Source organism: Micromonospora sp. L31, from assembly GCF_052068075.1.
GTDB lineage: Bacteria > Actinomycetota > Actinomycetes > Mycobacteriales > Micromonosporaceae > Micromonospora > Micromonospora purpureochromogenes.
Genome location: NZ_JBQHDC010000001.1, coordinates 212,675 through 226,478, shown reverse-complemented (window position 1 = coordinate 226,478; position 13,804 = coordinate 212,675). Strand labels below are relative to the sequence as shown.

At 73.5% G+C, this 13,804-nt stretch carries 14 protein-coding genes; 8 read left to right on the top strand and 6 right to left on the bottom strand.

What is annotated here, in order from left to right:
- Positions 1-113: 113 nt before the first annotated feature.
- Complete coding sequence (purB, locus tag ACTMS9_RS01100) at positions 114-1,538, bottom strand: adenylosuccinate lyase (RefSeq protein WP_441143376.1); 1,425 nt, start codon at positions 1,536-1,538, stop codon at positions 114-116.
- Positions 1,539-1,626: 88 nt separating this feature from the next.
- Between purB and ACTMS9_RS01095 the strand changes: the two genes are divergently transcribed.
- The gene (locus ACTMS9_RS01095) at positions 1,627-1,836 is read left to right on the top strand and encodes a type II toxin-antitoxin system VapB family antitoxin (RefSeq protein WP_346537326.1); all 210 of its coding nucleotides are present in this window, start codon (positions 1,627-1,629) and stop codon (positions 1,834-1,836) included.
- Entirely contained in the window at positions 1,833-2,258 is a 426-nt protein-coding gene (locus ACTMS9_RS01090) for a PIN domain nuclease (protein WP_441163903.1), read from the top strand. Before ACTMS9_RS01095 ends, ACTMS9_RS01090 begins: the two co-directional genes overlap by 4 nt.
- Before the next feature lie 13 nt (positions 2,259-2,271).
- On the opposite strand, the gene ACTMS9_RS01085 is transcribed toward ACTMS9_RS01090, so the two are convergent.
- The 3 genes from ACTMS9_RS01085 to ACTMS9_RS01075 form a co-directional block, all read right to left on the bottom strand.
- Entirely contained in the window at positions 2,272-2,517 is a 246-nt protein-coding gene (locus tag ACTMS9_RS01085) for a hypothetical protein (RefSeq protein ID WP_179802599.1), read from the bottom strand.
- A 63-nt stretch (positions 2,518-2,580) separates the two neighbouring features.
- Positions 2,581-3,489: a TNT domain-containing protein gene (locus tag ACTMS9_RS01080; protein ID WP_441143381.1), complete on the bottom strand. Its 909-nt coding sequence runs from the start codon at positions 3,487-3,489 to the stop codon at positions 2,581-2,583.
- Positions 3,490-3,631: 142 nt separating this feature from the next.
- A complete protein-coding gene (locus tag ACTMS9_RS01075; RefSeq protein WP_441163902.1) occupies positions 3,632-4,924 on the bottom strand; it encodes an acetyl-CoA C-acetyltransferase in 1,293 nt (430 codons plus the stop codon).
- 56 nt (positions 4,925-4,980) lie between these two features.
- Between ACTMS9_RS01075 and ACTMS9_RS01070 the strand changes: the two genes are divergently transcribed.
- The 3 genes from ACTMS9_RS01070 (at position 4,981) to ACTMS9_RS01060 (ending at position 8,140) form a co-directional block, all read left to right on the top strand.
- A complete protein-coding gene (locus ACTMS9_RS01070; protein WP_441163901.1) occupies positions 4,981-6,363 on the top strand; it encodes a 3-oxoacyl-ACP reductase in 1,383 nt (460 codons plus the stop codon).
- A complete protein-coding gene (locus ACTMS9_RS01065) occupies positions 6,363-7,421 on the top strand; it encodes a MaoC/PaaZ C-terminal domain-containing protein (RefSeq protein ID WP_441163900.1) in 1,059 nt (352 codons plus the stop codon). Before ACTMS9_RS01070 ends, ACTMS9_RS01065 begins: the two co-directional genes overlap by 1 nt.
- An 89-nt stretch (positions 7,422-7,510) precedes the next feature.
- A complete protein-coding gene (locus ACTMS9_RS01060) occupies positions 7,511-8,140 on the top strand; it encodes a DedA family protein (RefSeq protein WP_441163899.1) in 630 nt (209 codons plus the stop codon).
- Positions 8,141-8,162: 22 nt separating this feature from the next.
- Here ACTMS9_RS01060 and ACTMS9_RS01055 read toward each other — a convergent pair whose 3' ends face one another.
- Complete coding sequence (locus ACTMS9_RS01055) at positions 8,163-8,801, bottom strand: TetR/AcrR family transcriptional regulator (RefSeq protein WP_280840524.1); 639 nt, start codon at positions 8,799-8,801, stop codon at positions 8,163-8,165.
- A gap of 78 nt (positions 8,802-8,879) precedes the next feature.
- Here ACTMS9_RS01055 and ACTMS9_RS01050 point away from each other — a divergent pair, with 78 nt between their 5' ends.
- From ACTMS9_RS01050 to ACTMS9_RS01040, 3 genes are all read left to right on the top strand, one after another.
- On the top strand, positions 8,880-9,332 hold the full coding sequence (locus ACTMS9_RS01050; RefSeq protein WP_179802590.1) for an SCP2 sterol-binding domain-containing protein: 453 nt from the start codon (positions 8,880-8,882) through the stop codon (positions 9,330-9,332).
- A 1-nt stretch (position 9,333) separates the two neighbouring features.
- Positions 9,334-10,548 (top strand): acyl-CoA dehydrogenase family protein, encoded by a 1,215-nt coding sequence (locus ACTMS9_RS01045; RefSeq protein WP_154940702.1) that lies wholly within the window; start codon positions 9,334-9,336, stop codon positions 10,546-10,548.
- Between the two features lie 169 nt (positions 10,549-10,717).
- Positions 10,718-12,280 carry an AMP-binding protein gene (locus ACTMS9_RS01040; RefSeq protein WP_441143394.1) on the top strand — a complete coding sequence of 521 codons (1,563 nt, stop codon included), beginning with the start codon at positions 10,718-10,720 and terminating at the stop codon, positions 12,278-12,280.
- Between the two features lie 217 nt (positions 12,281-12,497).
- Here ACTMS9_RS01040 and purD read toward each other — a convergent pair whose 3' ends face one another.
- Positions 12,498-13,745: a phosphoribosylamine--glycine ligase gene (gene purD, locus ACTMS9_RS01035; protein ID WP_441163898.1), complete on the bottom strand. Its 1,248-nt coding sequence runs from the start codon at positions 13,743-13,745 to the stop codon at positions 12,498-12,500.
- Positions 13,746-13,804: the final 59 nt, after the last annotated feature.

The window sequence follows — 13,804 nt, the reverse complement described above, 5'->3', positions numbered from 1 at the left end:
GCGCCTGATCCACTCCGTTCGCGGCGTGTCGCGGTGTCCCGACCGGATGACACCGCGACTCGCCGCAAACGGAGGCGATCTCCCAGCGGAAACCAGGACGGGTGCTCGGGGGCTCAGAGGATGGGCGGCGGGGAGTAGGTGGCGGCCTCGGGGTGGGCCGTCACGACCGCGGTGATGCGCTTGGTGACCGCGTCGACCTGGGCCTGGGCGGCGCCGGTGAAGGTGGTGGGGTCGGCGACCAGGGCGTCGATCTCGGCGCGGGTCAGGCCGAGGCGACCGTCGGCGGCGAGGCGGTCGAAGAGGTCGTTCTCGGCGGCGCCCTTCTCCCGCATGGCGAGCGCGACGGCGACCGCGTGCTCCTTGATCACCTCGTGGGCGACCTCGCGGCCGACGCCCCGACGTACCGCCGCCACCAGGATCTTGGTGGTGGCCAGGAAGGGCAGGAACCGCTCCAGTTCCCGGTTGATCACCGCCGGGTACGCCCCGAACTCGTCCAGCACGGTGAGGAAGGTCTGGAAGAGCCCGTCGGCGGCGAAGAACGCGTCCGGCAGGGCCACCCGGCGGACCACCGAGCAGGAGACGTCCCCCTCGTTCCACTGGTCGCCGGCCAGTTCGCCGACCATCGACAGGTAGCCCCGGATGATCACGGCGAAGCCGTTCACCCGCTCCGATGAGCGGGTGTTCATCTTGTGCGGCATCGCGCTGGAGCCGACCTGGCCGGGCTTGAAGCCCTCGGTGACCAGCTCCTGGCCGACCATCAGCCGGATCGTGGTGGCCAGCGAGGACGGCGCGGCGGCGACCTGGGAGAGCGCCGCGAGCACCGCCACGTCGATCGAGCGCGGGTAGACCTGCCCGACGCTGTCCAGCACCCGGTTGAACCCGAGGTGCCCGGCCACCCGGCGCTCCAGCTCGGCCACCTTCTCCGCGTCGCCGTCGAAGAGGTCGAGCTGGTCGGCGGCGGTGCCGACCGGGCCCTTGATCCCGCGCAGCGGGTACCAGTTGATCAGGTCTTCCAGCCGCTCGTACGCGATCAGCAGCTCCTCGGCGGCCGACGCGAAACGCTTGCCCAGCGTGGTGGCCTGCGCGGCGACGTTGTGCGAGCGCCCGGTCATCACCAGTCCGGAGTGCTCGTGGGCGAGCCAGGCCAGCCGGGCCAGGGCGGCGACGACGCGGTCCCGGATCAGCTCCAGCGAGCGGCGTACCTGGAGCTGCTCGACGTTCTCGGTGAGGTCCCGGGAGGTCATCCCCTTGTGCACGTGCTCGTGCCCGGCGAGCGCGCTGAACTCCTCGATCCGGGCCTTCACGTCGTGCCGGGTGACCCGCTCCCGCTCGGCGATGGAGGCCAGGTCGACGTCGTCGACCACCCGCTCGTACGCCTCGACCACCCCGTCCGGCACGGCCACGCCGAGGTCGCGCTGCGCCTTCAGTACGGCGAGCCAGAGCCGCCGTTCCAGCCGTACCTTCTCCTCCGGTGACCAGAGGGCGACCAGCTCGGGTGAGGCGTACCGGTTGGCGAGCACGTTCGGGATCGTCGTCACGTGCCCATTGTCCGGCACCTCCGAGATGCCCCGTCGACCGGGCCGAAACGGATATACTCGCGACGCTGTCCGTATATAGGAGGCGCCGATGACCAAGATCCTCGTAGATGTCGACGACGACGCCCTGGCGGACGCGGCGGAGGCCTTCGGCACGAAGACCAAGAAGGACACCGTCAACGTGGCGCTCCGGGAAGGCGCGGCCCGGCTGCGACGGGCGCGGGCCCTCGCCGAGCTGGGCGTGCGCGGGGAGGCCGGCGACTTCGACGAACTGCTCGACAAGGACAGCTACCGGTCGTGAAGCTCGCCGACTACCTGGTCGACACCAGCGCACTGGTCCGCCTGGTCCGCGACCCGGCGCTGCGGTCCCGGTGGGAGCCCGCCGCCACCGCCGGGTTGCTGGCCACCTGCCCGCTGGTCGAGCTGGAGTTCCTCTACACGGCGCGCTCGGCGGCCGACCGCGCCCGGCTGCAACAACTCCTGCGCACCGCCTTCAGCTGGGTGGCGATGCCCGACCGCAGCTACGAGCGGGCGGCCGAGATCCAGGAGGAGTTGACCGCCCGGGGCACCCACCGCTCCGCCGGTGCCGTGGACCTGCTCCTCGCGGCGACCGCGGAATATCAGGGCCTGTCCCTGCTGCACTACGACCGCGACTTCGACCAGATCGCGGCGGTGACCGGGCAACCGATGCGCTGGATCGCACCGCCGGGCACGATCAAGTAGCTGTCGTGGACCGCTACGCGGGGCGGCCGGTGAGCGCCCGCCACAGTCCCGCGCACGCCTCCTCCTCGGTGTCGAAGACCTGCCGCACGTCCCGCGTCCCGCGCTCGTACAGGCCGATCTCCCAGCGCCCACCCGCCGACCGGCGCAGGAACCAGAAGTCGGGCGGCACCGGCACGTGCTCGTGCACCCCCTCCAGCTCGAAGGCGTCCGGCGACAGTCCCGTCGCCAGCAGGGCGTTGCGCACCTCGTGCCGATCCACTCCCGACCTCCCGCTCCGCACCGGCCGCTCCGACGGTCGCCGCTGCGGTGACCGCCCGCCGGTTCAGCAGACGTGTACGGCGGGAACGCCGCCACCCGTCCCACCCCGCCGGGGCACGCTGTCGGTCACGCACTCCCCGGCGGTGCCGGCCAGGGATTCCTCCACGAGGAACCGGTGGTCGACCAGCCACTGCACGGTCAGGTTCGCACCGGCCTGCGGCAGGTACGCCGGGTTCAGCTGGAACTGGGTGCCCCGGCCGGGCTGGGCGAACCACGGCGCGGTCGGGCCGGAGTCGACGTCGAACGGCTTGAGCACGCAGTAGGTGTGGTAGTTCGCCAGCGGCGCGGCCGACGGTAGCGCCGGCCGCGGTGCGGGAAGTGGCGGCGTGTCGAGGCTCTGCGGTGCCAGGGAGCGGGCGCTGACCGGGGTGCCGAGCGGGGCCAGGAACGCGCCGCCGGCGAAGCCGAAGCGGTCCAGGCGGTACCCGGCCAGCAGGGTCTGCCGGGTCTTGAGCGGCGTGCCGTCCGGCGCGACGACAAAGCCGTTGGCCGGCGGGAAGACGTACCCGGCGGGGGCGCTGGTGGTGTACCGGGCCAGGAACCGGCGCTCGGTCAGCCCGCCGAAGCGCTGGTAGCCGGCGAGCAGCGGCCCGAGCGGCGATGCGGTGGGCAACCGGGCGGGGCCGAGCAGCGGGTTGTCGTCGAGGTACCGGGTGGTCGGCGGCGCGCTCGGCGGCAGGCCGGGACGGCAGAGGCTCGGCCCGGCCGCCGGCTGCGGTTGGTCGGCGCCGGGGCGGAGACCGGGCGGGTCGTCCGGACGGCCGCCGGCGTCGCCCGCTTCCGGTGCGCCGTCGTCGGGGAGGGTGCCGGCCCGCGCGACCACGTCGGGCGCGGCGGCCTGATCGGCGGGCCCGGGGAAGAGGATCAGCGCCGCGCCGGAGAGCAGGGCGAGCAGCCAGCGTCTGCGGTCCACGACGAACCTCCCGGTGAAGGACGGTCAACGCCTTCATCGTCGGGAGAGCGGAGCGAGAATGTGAGGCTTTGTGCCCTTTGCCGCCGAACGGGGGACCGCTACCCGCTCGTCCCGTGGACGAGCGGGCAGCCACGCGGAACGGTCAGCGCTCCAGGATCGCGGTGACGCCCTGCCCGCCCGCCGCGCAGATGGAGATCAGCCCCCGGCCGCTCCCCTTCTCGGCGAGCAGCTTCGCCAGGGTGGCGACGATCCGGCCGCCGGTGGCGGCGAACGGGTGCCCGGCGGCCAGCGAGGAGCCGTTGACGTTGAGCTTGTCGCGGTCGATGGATCCGAGCGGGGCGTCCAGGCCCAGCCGGTCCTTGCAGAACTCCGGCGACTCCCAGGCGGCGAGGGTGGCCAGCACCTGCGAGGCGAACGCCTCGTGGATCTCGTAGTAGTCGAAGTCCTGCAACGTCAGCCCGGCCCGGGCGAGCATCCGGGGCACCGCGTACGCGGGGGCCATCAGCAGCCCCTCGTCGCCGTGCACGAAGTCGACGGCGGCAACCTCGGACCAGGAGAACCAGGCCAGCACCGGCAGGTGGTGCTCCCGGGCCCACTCCTCCGACGCCAGCAGCACCGCCGACGCGCCGTCAGTGAGCGGGGAGGAGTTGCCCGCGGTCATGGTCGCCTGGTCGGCGTCCGGGCCCTTGGCGCCGAAGACCGGCTTGAGCGAGCCCAGCTTCTCCAGTGTGGTGTCCGGGCGGAGATTCTGGTCCCGGGTCAGCCCCAGGTACGGCGTGATCAGGTCGTCGAAGAAACCCTTGTCGTACGCGGCGGCGAGCCGCTGGTGCGACCGGAGCGCCAACTCGTCCTGCGCCTGCCGGTCGATCTGCCAGCGCACCGCCGTCTGCGCGGCGTGCTCACCCATCGACAGCCCGGTACGCGGCTCGGCGTTGCGCGGGATCTCCGGCTTGAACGGCTGGTGCGGCCGCAGCTTGGCCGCGATCTTCAACCGCTCGCCGAGGGTACGGGCGGAGTTGAGCTTGAGCAGCGTGCGGCGCATGTCCTCGTTGACCGCGAGCGGCGCGTCGGAGGTGGTGTCGACGCCGCCGGCGATGCCCACCTCGATCTGGCCGAGGGCGATCTTGTTGGCGACCAGGATGGCCGCCTCCAGGCCGGTGCCGCATGCCTGCTGGATGTCGTACGCCGGGGTGTGCGGGTCGAGCGTCGAGCCGAGCACCACCTCGCGGGTCAGGTTGAAGTCCTTCGCGTGCTTGAGCACCGCGCCGGCGACCACCTCGCCGACCCGCTGCCCGGCCAGCCCGAACCGGGCCACCAGCCCGTCCAGCGCCGCGCCCAGCATGTCCGCGTTGGACGCGTTCGCGTAGCGGGAGTTGGACCGGGCGAAGGGGATGCGGTTGCCGCCGATGACCGCGACCCGCCGGATGCTCTGCACGATCCCGCCTCCGTTTCAGGACTTGCCCACAACCTACTGGCCAGTAGGCTACGCCTATGACCGACAGGTACGCGAGCTTCGTCCAATCGGGGGCCGGCCGCGCGCTGGTCAAGCGCCTCGGGCTGCCCGATCCGCCGCGACTGCGCCGGCACACGCCCGGCGACCCGCTCGTCCCCGGGCCGGTGCTGCTCGGGACGGCCACCGGGGGCCGGCTCGCCGAGCCGGTCGGCAAGATCCTGACCGCCGCCGGGGTCGAGCTGCGCGATCCCGCCGCCGTCGACACCACCGCGCGTTTCGGTGCCCTGGTGTACGACGCCACCGGCATCACCGACTCCACCGGCCTGCGCCAGCTGTACGACTTCTTCCACCCGCAGGCCCGCACGCTGCTGCCCAGCGGCCGGGTGATCGTGCTGGGCACCCCGCCGGCGGAGTGCGACTCGCCGCGCGAGGCGACCGCCCAGCGGGCCCTGGAGGGGCTGACCCGCAGCATCGGCAAGGAGTTCGGCCGCGGCGTCACCGCCCAGCTCGTGTACGTCACGAAGGAGGCCGGTAACGCCTCGGACGGCCCGGACCTCTCAGCCGGCACCCTCACCAGCCTGGAATCGACCCTCCGATTCCTTCTCTCGGGCCGGTCCGCGTACGTCTCGGGGCAGGTGGTCCGGGTCGGCGCCGGCACCGCCCAGCCGCCGGCGGACTGGGACCGCCCGCTCGACGGGCAGGTCGTCCTCGTCACCGGGGCGGCGCGGGGCATCGGCGCGGCGCTGGCCCGGGTGCTCGCCCGCGACGGCGCCCAGGTCGTCGCGCTGGACATCCCGGCGGCCGGTGACGAGCTGGCCGCGGTGGCCAACGAGATCGGCGGCAGCGCCGTCCAGCTCGACCTGACCGCCCCGGACGCTCCCACCCGGCTCGCCGAGCACCTCGCCGGCCGGCACGGCCGGGTCGACGTGGTGATCCACAACGCCGGCATCACCCGGGACAAGACGCTGGGCCGGATGGACGCCGACCGCTGGGACCAGGTGCTCGACGTCAACCTCTCCAGCCAGGAGCGGATCAACGACGTGCTGCTGGCCCGCGACCTGATCCCCGCCGGCGGGCGGATCGTCTCGGTCTCCTCCATCGCCGGCATCGCCGGCAACCGGGGCCAGACCAACTACGCCACCAGCAAGGCCGGCGTGATCGGGCTGGTCGAGTCGCTGGCCCCGGCGCTGAGCGGGCGCGGGATCAGCGTCAACGCGGTCGCCCCCGGGTTCATCGAGACCCGGCTGACCGCGCGTATCCCGCTGACGCTGCGCGAGGCGGGCCGCCGGATGAACAGCATGTCGCAGGGCGGCCTGCCGGTGGACGTGGCCGAGACGATCGGCTGGCTGGCCTGGCCGGCGTCCGGCGCGGTCAGCGGCAACGTGGTCCGGGTCTGCGGCCAGAGTCTGCTGGGGGCGTGATGGCGAGGAAGAAGCGGCCGGCGGACGGCCCGGCGGAGAACCTCTCCGTCCACGACCTCATCGACGGGCCGACCGAGGTGATCTCGGCGGCGGACCTGGCCGCCGTCCGGGCCGCCTCGTCGGAGCACGACGTGAGCCTGGAAGCCACCCACGACCTGTCGGCGTACGCGACCACGGATCTGTCCGCGCACGCCGCCCCGGCGGCACGGGCGCGGGTCGAGCTGCCCCGGCTGCCCGCACCCGGCGCGCTCTACCGGCGGGCGCTGCGCGACGCGGTACCGGTCATCGGCCGGTCCCGCCGCCCGGACGCCCCGCCGGAGGTCGAACTGGCCGTCGCCGGCGTCACCGTGGACCGCGCGCACCTCGCCGACTACGACCGGGTCTGCGGGTTCCGGCTCTCCGACCGGCTGCCGGCGACGTACCCGCACGTGCTGGGTTTTCCGCTGTCGCTGCGGCTGATGACCACGCCGGAGTTCCCCATCGCGCTGACCGGCGTGGTGCACGTGGGCAACCGGATCACCGTGCACCGCCCGATCGAGGCCGGCGAGACGCTGGACTTCGTCACCCACGCGGAGAACCTCCGGCCGCACGAGCGGGGGCGGCAGGTCGACGTCGTCCTGGTCGGGTCGGTCGGCGGCGAGGAGGTCTGGCGCGGCGTCTCGACGTACCTGGGCAAGGAGCGCACGCCCGGCGGCGGTGGGCGGCGCGACCGGGGTGAGCGGCCCGCGCCGCCGGCCGCCACCGCCCGCTGGCGGGTCGAGCCCCGGGTCGGTACGGACTACGCCCGGGTCTCCGGCGACCACAACCCGATCCACACCTCCCGGCTCGGGGCGCGGCTGCTCGGCTTCCCCCGCCCGATCGCGCACGGGATGTGGAGCAAGGCCCGCTGCCTGGCGGCGCTGGAGAGCCGGCTGCCGGAGGCGTACACGGTGGACGTGGCGTTCAAGCTGCCGGTGCCGCTGCCCGGCACCGTGGCGTTCAGCGCCACCCCGGCCTGGGACTTCGCCCTGCACGACGCGCGGACCGGCCGTCCGCACCTGGTTGGCACCGTCCGCTGAACGACGAGGGGGGTGCGCGGCGGCGGTCGGCGGTGGCCTGATCCGCCGACTCGGCCCGGGGGCGGTGGTCGAGCCCGGAGCATGAGGGCATGGAGTCCGTGCTCGACCTGCTCCACCACACGGTCACCTCGCCGTGGGTGTATCTGGTGATCCTCGTGGTCACCGCGGTCGACGCGTTCTTCCCGGCGGTGCCCGGCGAGACCGTGGTGATCACCGCCGGGGTCTTCGCCGCCGGCGGTGAGCCGACCATCGTGGCGGTGATCGTGACCGCCGCGCTCGGGGCGCTCGTCGGTGACCACATCTCCTACGGCATCGGCCGGGGTGGCGGGGCGCACCGGCTGGCCCGGCTCCCGGCGGAGAGCCGCCGCCGGACCGGCTCCGAGTGGGCCCGCCGGGCCGTGGACCGGCGTGGCGGGATGATCCTGATGACCTCCCGGTACGTGCCCGGTGGCCGCACCGCGGTCACCCTGACCATGGGCGCCGTCCGCTACCCGCTGCGCTGCTTCCTGCTCTTCGACGCCTTCGCGGCCGGCACCTGGGGGACCTACTGCGCCCTGCTGGGCTACTTCGGCGGCCTGGCCTTCGAGCGCGACCCGATCAAGGCCCTGCTGGCCGGCGTCGGCCTCTCCCTCGCCGTCACCGGGCTGGTCGAGTCGGCCCGTTGGCTGCGCCGCCGCGCCCACCGCCGCGCCCACCGCCGCGCCGTCGCCCGCCGCTGACCGTCGCTTCGTGGCGGGGCAGTCAGGCCGCCGGGGGGCGCCAGGTGGCGCCGCGCAGCAGTTGGCCGGCGCCGAGCCAGGCGACGTTCATCATCCGGGTGGCGGTCTTCTCCGGGTCGGCCTCGGGGTGGTCGGCGAGCCAGTCGGCCAGCGACTCGGTCGCGCCGACCAGGGCGTACGCGACGACCTCCAGCTCGGTCTCGCCCACCTCGCGCCCGTCGGCGCGCAGCGCGTGGTCGAGCATCCCGGCGACCACCTCGACCAGCCGGGCGCGCATCGTGGCCAACTCCGCGGCGAACGGCTGCGAGCCCCGGGCCTGCCGGTAGAGCACCGCCCAGCCGTCCCGGTGCGCCCCGACGAAGCCGAAGAAGGCGCGCAGCCCCCGCCAGAGCCGCTCGTCAGCGGGCAGGTCCGGGGCGGCGGCCCCGGCGATCGCCTCCATCATCCGGGTGCCCTCGCGGTGCAGGCAGGCGACGAAGAGCTCCTCCTTGGTGCCGAGGTAGGCGTAGACCATCGGCTTGGAGATGCCGGCGTCCTCGGCGATCTCGTCCATGCTGGCGGCGTGGAAGCCGCGCCGGGAGAAGACCTTGACCGCCGCGTCGAGCATCTGCTGCTCGCGTACGGCCCGGGGTAGGCGCTTGAACGTGGGTGTGCTGGACACTCTTGCGAGCATACCTACTCGTGCGTAAGGTTACGCCCGAGTAACCAAAGTCGGCCCGCCCGAGAGGTGCATTCCCCCATGACTGACTTCGACCCGGCCAACTTCGCCAACGTCGGCCCCAAGGAGTTCGCGCAGCTCGTCAAGTCCACCCCCGACGACAAGATCGCCGAGGTGATGTCCGGCGACCTGCGCGGCAAGATCCTCAGCGAGGTCTTCGGCCGGATGCCGCAGCTGTTCCGCGCCGACCGGGCCGGTTCCACCAACGCGGTCATCCACTGGAACATCACCGGCCGGCCCGACGGTGGCACCGACACCTACGAGGTCGCCATCGCCGACGGCACCTGCACCGTCAACGAGACTCCGCAGCACGACCCGAAGCTCAGCCTCACCATGGGCCCGGTCGAGTTCCTGAAGATCGTCTCCGGTGGCGCCAACCCGGTGATGATGTTCATGACCGGCAAGCTCAAGGCCAAGGGCGACCTGGGCCTGGCGGCCAACATCGCCAACCTGTTCGACATCCCCAAGTCCTGACATGGCCGAGTTCTCGCTCGACCTGAACGAGGAACAGCGGGATCTACGCGACTGGGTGCACGGCTTCGCCGCCGAGGTCGTGCGCCCGGCCGCGGCCGAGTGGGACGCCCGGGAGGAGACTCCCTGGCCGATCATCCAGGAAGCGGCGAAGGTCGGCCTCTACGGCTTCGAGTTCCTCGCCACCTGCTGGGCCGACCCCACCGGCCTCTCCCTGCCGATCGCCAGCGAGGAACTCTTCTGGGGTGACGCGGGCATCGGCCTGAGCATCTTCGGCACCGGCCTCGCGGTCGCCGCCATCTACGGCGCGGGCACCCCCGACCAGATGGTCGAATGGGTGCCGCAGTGCTTCGGCGACGTCGACCAGCCCGCCGTCGCCGCGTTCTGCACCAGCGAGCCGGAGGCCGGCTCCGACGTCGGCGCGATGCGTACCCGGGCGGTCTACGACGAGGCCACCGACGAGTGGGTGCTGCGCGGGCAGAAGGCGTACGCCACCAACGGCGGGATCGCCGGGGTGCACGTGGTCACCGCCTCGGTCGAGCCGGAGCTGGGCTCGCGTGGGCAGGCCGCGTTCGTCGTACCGCCGGGGACCGCCGGGCTGAACGCGACCCGCAAGCTGCGCAAGCTGGGGCTGCGCGCGTCGCACACCGCCGACGTCTTCCTGGACGACGTACGCGTGCCCGGGCGCTGCCTGCTCGGCGGCCGGGACGCCCTGCTGGAACGACTCGACCGGGCCCGCTCCGGGCGGAAGGCCTCCGGCCAGGCCGCGATGCGCACCTTCGAGCTGTCCCGGCCCACCGTCGGCGCGCAGGCGCTCGGCGTGGCCCGGGCCGCCTACGAGTACGCCCTCGACTACGCGAAGGAAAGAGTCCAGTTCGGACGGCCGATCATCGAGAACCAGGCGGTCGCGTTCGCGCTGGCCGACATGAAGATGGAGATCGACGCCGCCCGGCTGCTGGTCTGGCGGGCCTCCTGGATGGGCCGCAACAACCGCCCCTTCACCGCCGGCGAGGGCTCGATGTCCAAGCTCAAGGCGGGCGAGGTGGCCGTCGCGGTGACCGACCGGGCGGTGCAGCTGCTCGGCGGCGCGGGCTTCCTGCGCGACCACCCGGTCGAGCGGTGGTACCGGGACGCCAAGATCTACACCATCTTCGAGGGCACCTCGGAGATCCAGCGGCTGGTCATCTCCCGCGCGATCTCCGGCATGCAGATCCGCTGACCCGTCACCCTCGGTGGTGGCGTCCGCCACTGCCGGGTGTCCACCAGGTGGCACTGCTCGCACCGGTTGGGCTCCGGCAGGCATCCGGTGCATGATCGAAAGGTGACGTCCTGCTGAAGGGCCCCTGCGGGGGCCCTTCACGCTCACCCCCCGGAGAAGGAGGCGCCGCATGGACCTGCCGTTCGTCGTGGCCACGCTGACCCGGCGGGGGCTGCTCACCCCGGGCCGGCCGATCCGGGTCGCCTCCCAGCTCCAAGCGCTGCGCAAGTGGGGTTGGAGCCTCGCCGGCGAGCTGCGCCAGGCCGCCGCCCGCGACCCGGGCCGGGTCGCGGTCGTCGACGAGCAGGGCGCCGAACTGACCTACCAGAAGCTGCTCGACCGGGCCGAGCGGCTGGCCCGGGCGATGCGGACCGGGCTCGGCGTACAGGCCGGCGACCGGGTCGGGGTGCTCTGCCGCAACCACCACGGGCTGATCGAGGCGGTCGTCGCCGCCACCGTGCTCGGCGCCGACGCGGTGCTGGTCAACAGTGGCCTCTCCGCCGCCCAACTGGCCACCGTGACCGAAGAACAGCGCCTCCGGGTGCTGGTCCACGACGACGAGTTCGCCGACCGCATCCTCGGCCTCCCCGCCGAGGTGCACCGGGTGGACGAGCGCGGCCTCGAAGAGCTGATCGCCGGCGCGCTCCCCGGCGACCTGCAACCACCCGAGCGCGACGGCCGGACGATCGTGCTCACCTCCGGCACCACCGGCGCGCCCAAGGGCGCCCGTCGGCCCACTCCCAACGGCTTCGGCCCACTGGTGTCCATCATCGACCGGATTCCGCTGCACACCCGGGACACCGTGATGATCGCCGCGCCGCTCTTCCACACCTGGGGGTACGCCGCCCTCCAGTTCGCCTTCGCGCTGCGCGCCACGATCGTGCTGCACCGCCGGTTCGAGCCGACCGCCACGCTGGCCGCGCTGGTGGCCCACCAGTGCCAGGCGCTCTTCGCCGTACCCGTGATGGTGCAGCGACTGCTCGACGTGCCGCCGCCGGACCCGCGGCCGCCGCTGAAGGTGGTCGCGGTCAGCGGCTCGGCGCTGCCCGGCGGGCTGGCGCCGCGGTTCATGGACGTCTACGGCGACGTGATCTACAACCTGTACGGCTCGACGGAGGTCTCCTGGGCCTCCATCGCCAGCCCCGCCGACCTGCGCGAGGCGCCCACCACCGCCGGCCGGCCGCCACACGGCACCCGGCTGGAGATCCTGGACGACGACGGCCAGCCGGTGCCCGACGGGCGGGTCGGGCGGATCTTCGTGGGCAACGAGATGCTCTTCGAGGGCTACACCTCGGGGGCGCGACGGGAGACCCACGACGGGCTGCTGGACACCGGGGACCTCGGCCGGATCAACGCCGACGGGCTGCTCTTCGTCGACGGCCGCGCCGACGACATGATCGTCTCCGGTGGGGAGAACGTCTTCCCGTCCGAGGTGGAGGATCTGCTGGCCCGCCTCCCCCAGGTCCGGGAGGCCGCCGTGATCGGCGTACCCGACCCGGAGTACGGGCAGCGGCTCGCCGCCTTCCTCGGCCTGCACCCCGGCGAGGTGCTCGACCCCGAGGCGGTCCGCGAGTACGTCCGCCACTACCTGGCCCGGTTCTCCGTACCCCGGGATGTGATCTTCGTGAAGTACCTGCCGCGCAACGCCACCGGCAAGGTGCTGAGCCGGGAACTGCGCCGCTACTACGGCTGACCGGGGTACCCCCGAGCCACCGTCCCGGCTACGCCGGGGGATTCTCCCCGACGCTCCCGGCCCCGCCGTGGCGGCAGGCTCGACCGCATGAAGATCACGAACACCGTCCTCGCCGTCGCAGCGCTCGGCCTGGCGCTGACCGTCGCCACCCCCGCCGCGGCCGCTCCGGGCAGCGCCGCCACCGGCCGGGCGGGAGCCCGGCGGCGAGTCGGTCGGGTCAGCCGGGGACGACGATCCGGCCCTCGACCGCGGCGGCGGCGATGTCGGTGCGGTGGTGCGAGCCGGCCAGTTCGACGCCGCGTACCAGGGCGTAGGCGGCGTCCCGCGCGGCGGCGAGGTCCGGGCCGGTGGCCGTACCGCAGAGGACCCGGCCCCCGGCGGAGAGCAACGCGCCGTCCGCGGCCCGGCGGGTGCCGGCGTGGATGATCCCGGCGCGGTCCGCGCCGGTGATCACATCACCGGTACGCGGGGACGCGGGGTAACCGTCGGCGGCGACCACGACCGTGACGGCGGCGCCGTCGCGCCAGCGCAGCGGCGGGTGCGCGGCCAGCGTGCCGGTGGCCGCGGCGTGCAGCAGCCCGGCCAGCGGGGTCGCCAGCAGGGCGAGGACCACCTGGGTCTCCGGGTCGCCGAAGCGGGCGTTGAACTCGATCACCCGAGGGCCGGCGGCGGTCAGCGCCAGGCCCACGTAGAGCAGCCCGGCGAACGGGGTGCCCCGGCGGCGCATCTCCGCCAGCGTCGGGTGCACGACGTCGCGCATCACCTCGTCGACCAGGCCGGGCGGCGCCCAGGGCAGCGGCGCGTACGCGCCCATGCCGCCGGTGTTCGGGCCGCTGTCGCCGTCGCCGACCCGCTTGAAGTCCTGCGCCGGGAGCAGCGGCAGCGCCGCCTCGCCGTCGGTGACCACGAAGAGCGAGACCTCGGGCCCGGCGAGGTACTCCTCGACCACGACCCGGCCGCACTCCTGCGCGTGCCTCAACGCGGCGTCCCGGTCCTCGGTGACGACGACGCCCTTGCCGGCGGCCAGCCCGTCGTTCTTCACCACGTACGGCGCACCGAACTCGTCCAGGGCCCGGGCGGTGCTCTCGGCGTCCGTGCAGGTGTAGGCACGCGCGGTCGGCACGCCGGCGGCCGTCATGATCTCCTTGGCGAAGGTCTTGGAACCCTCCAGCCGGGCCGCCTCGGCCGACGGCCCGAACGCCGCGATGCCCTTGGCCCGCACCGCGTCCGCGACCCCGGCGACCAGCGGCGCCTCCGGCCCGATCACCACCAGGTCGGCCTGCACCTCGACCGCGAGTGCCGCCACGGCACCCGGATCGGCGGCATCCACCTCCCGCAGCTCGGCAAGCGCAGCGATGCCCGGATTCCCCGGCGCCGCGATCAGAGCCTCAACGGACGGGTCGTCGGTGAGCCCGAGCGCGAGCGCATGCTCCCGCCCGCCACCCCCCACAAGAAGTACGCGCACGCCGGCGATCCTACCGACCCCCCTTCCCACCCCGTTGATCATGACGTTGTTGCCCACCA

What these genes read in the sequence shown, in the direction of transcription:
- ACTMS9_RS01040 (WP_441143394.1), top strand. Translation starts at nt 10,718, where the DNA reads ATGGACCTGCCGTTCGTCGTGGCCACGCTGACCCGGCGGGGGCTGCTC.
- ACTMS9_RS01065 (WP_441163900.1), top strand. Translation starts at nt 6,363, where the DNA reads ATGGCGAGGAAGAAGCGGCCGGCGGACGGCCCGGCGGAGAACCTCTCC.
- ACTMS9_RS01095 (WP_346537326.1), top strand. Translation starts at nt 1,627, where the DNA reads ATGACCAAGATCCTCGTAGATGTCGACGACGACGCCCTGGCGGACGCG.
- ACTMS9_RS01050 (WP_179802590.1), top strand. Translation starts at nt 8,880, where the DNA reads ATGACTGACTTCGACCCGGCCAACTTCGCCAACGTCGGCCCCAAGGAG.
- ACTMS9_RS01060 (WP_441163899.1), top strand. Translation starts at nt 7,511, where the DNA reads ATGGAGTCCGTGCTCGACCTGCTCCACCACACGGTCACCTCGCCGTGG.
- ACTMS9_RS01045 (WP_154940702.1), top strand. Translation starts at nt 9,334, where the DNA reads ATGGCCGAGTTCTCGCTCGACCTGAACGAGGAACAGCGGGATCTACGC.
- ACTMS9_RS01070 (WP_441163901.1), top strand. Translation starts at nt 4,981, where the DNA reads ATGACCGACAGGTACGCGAGCTTCGTCCAATCGGGGGCCGGCCGCGCG.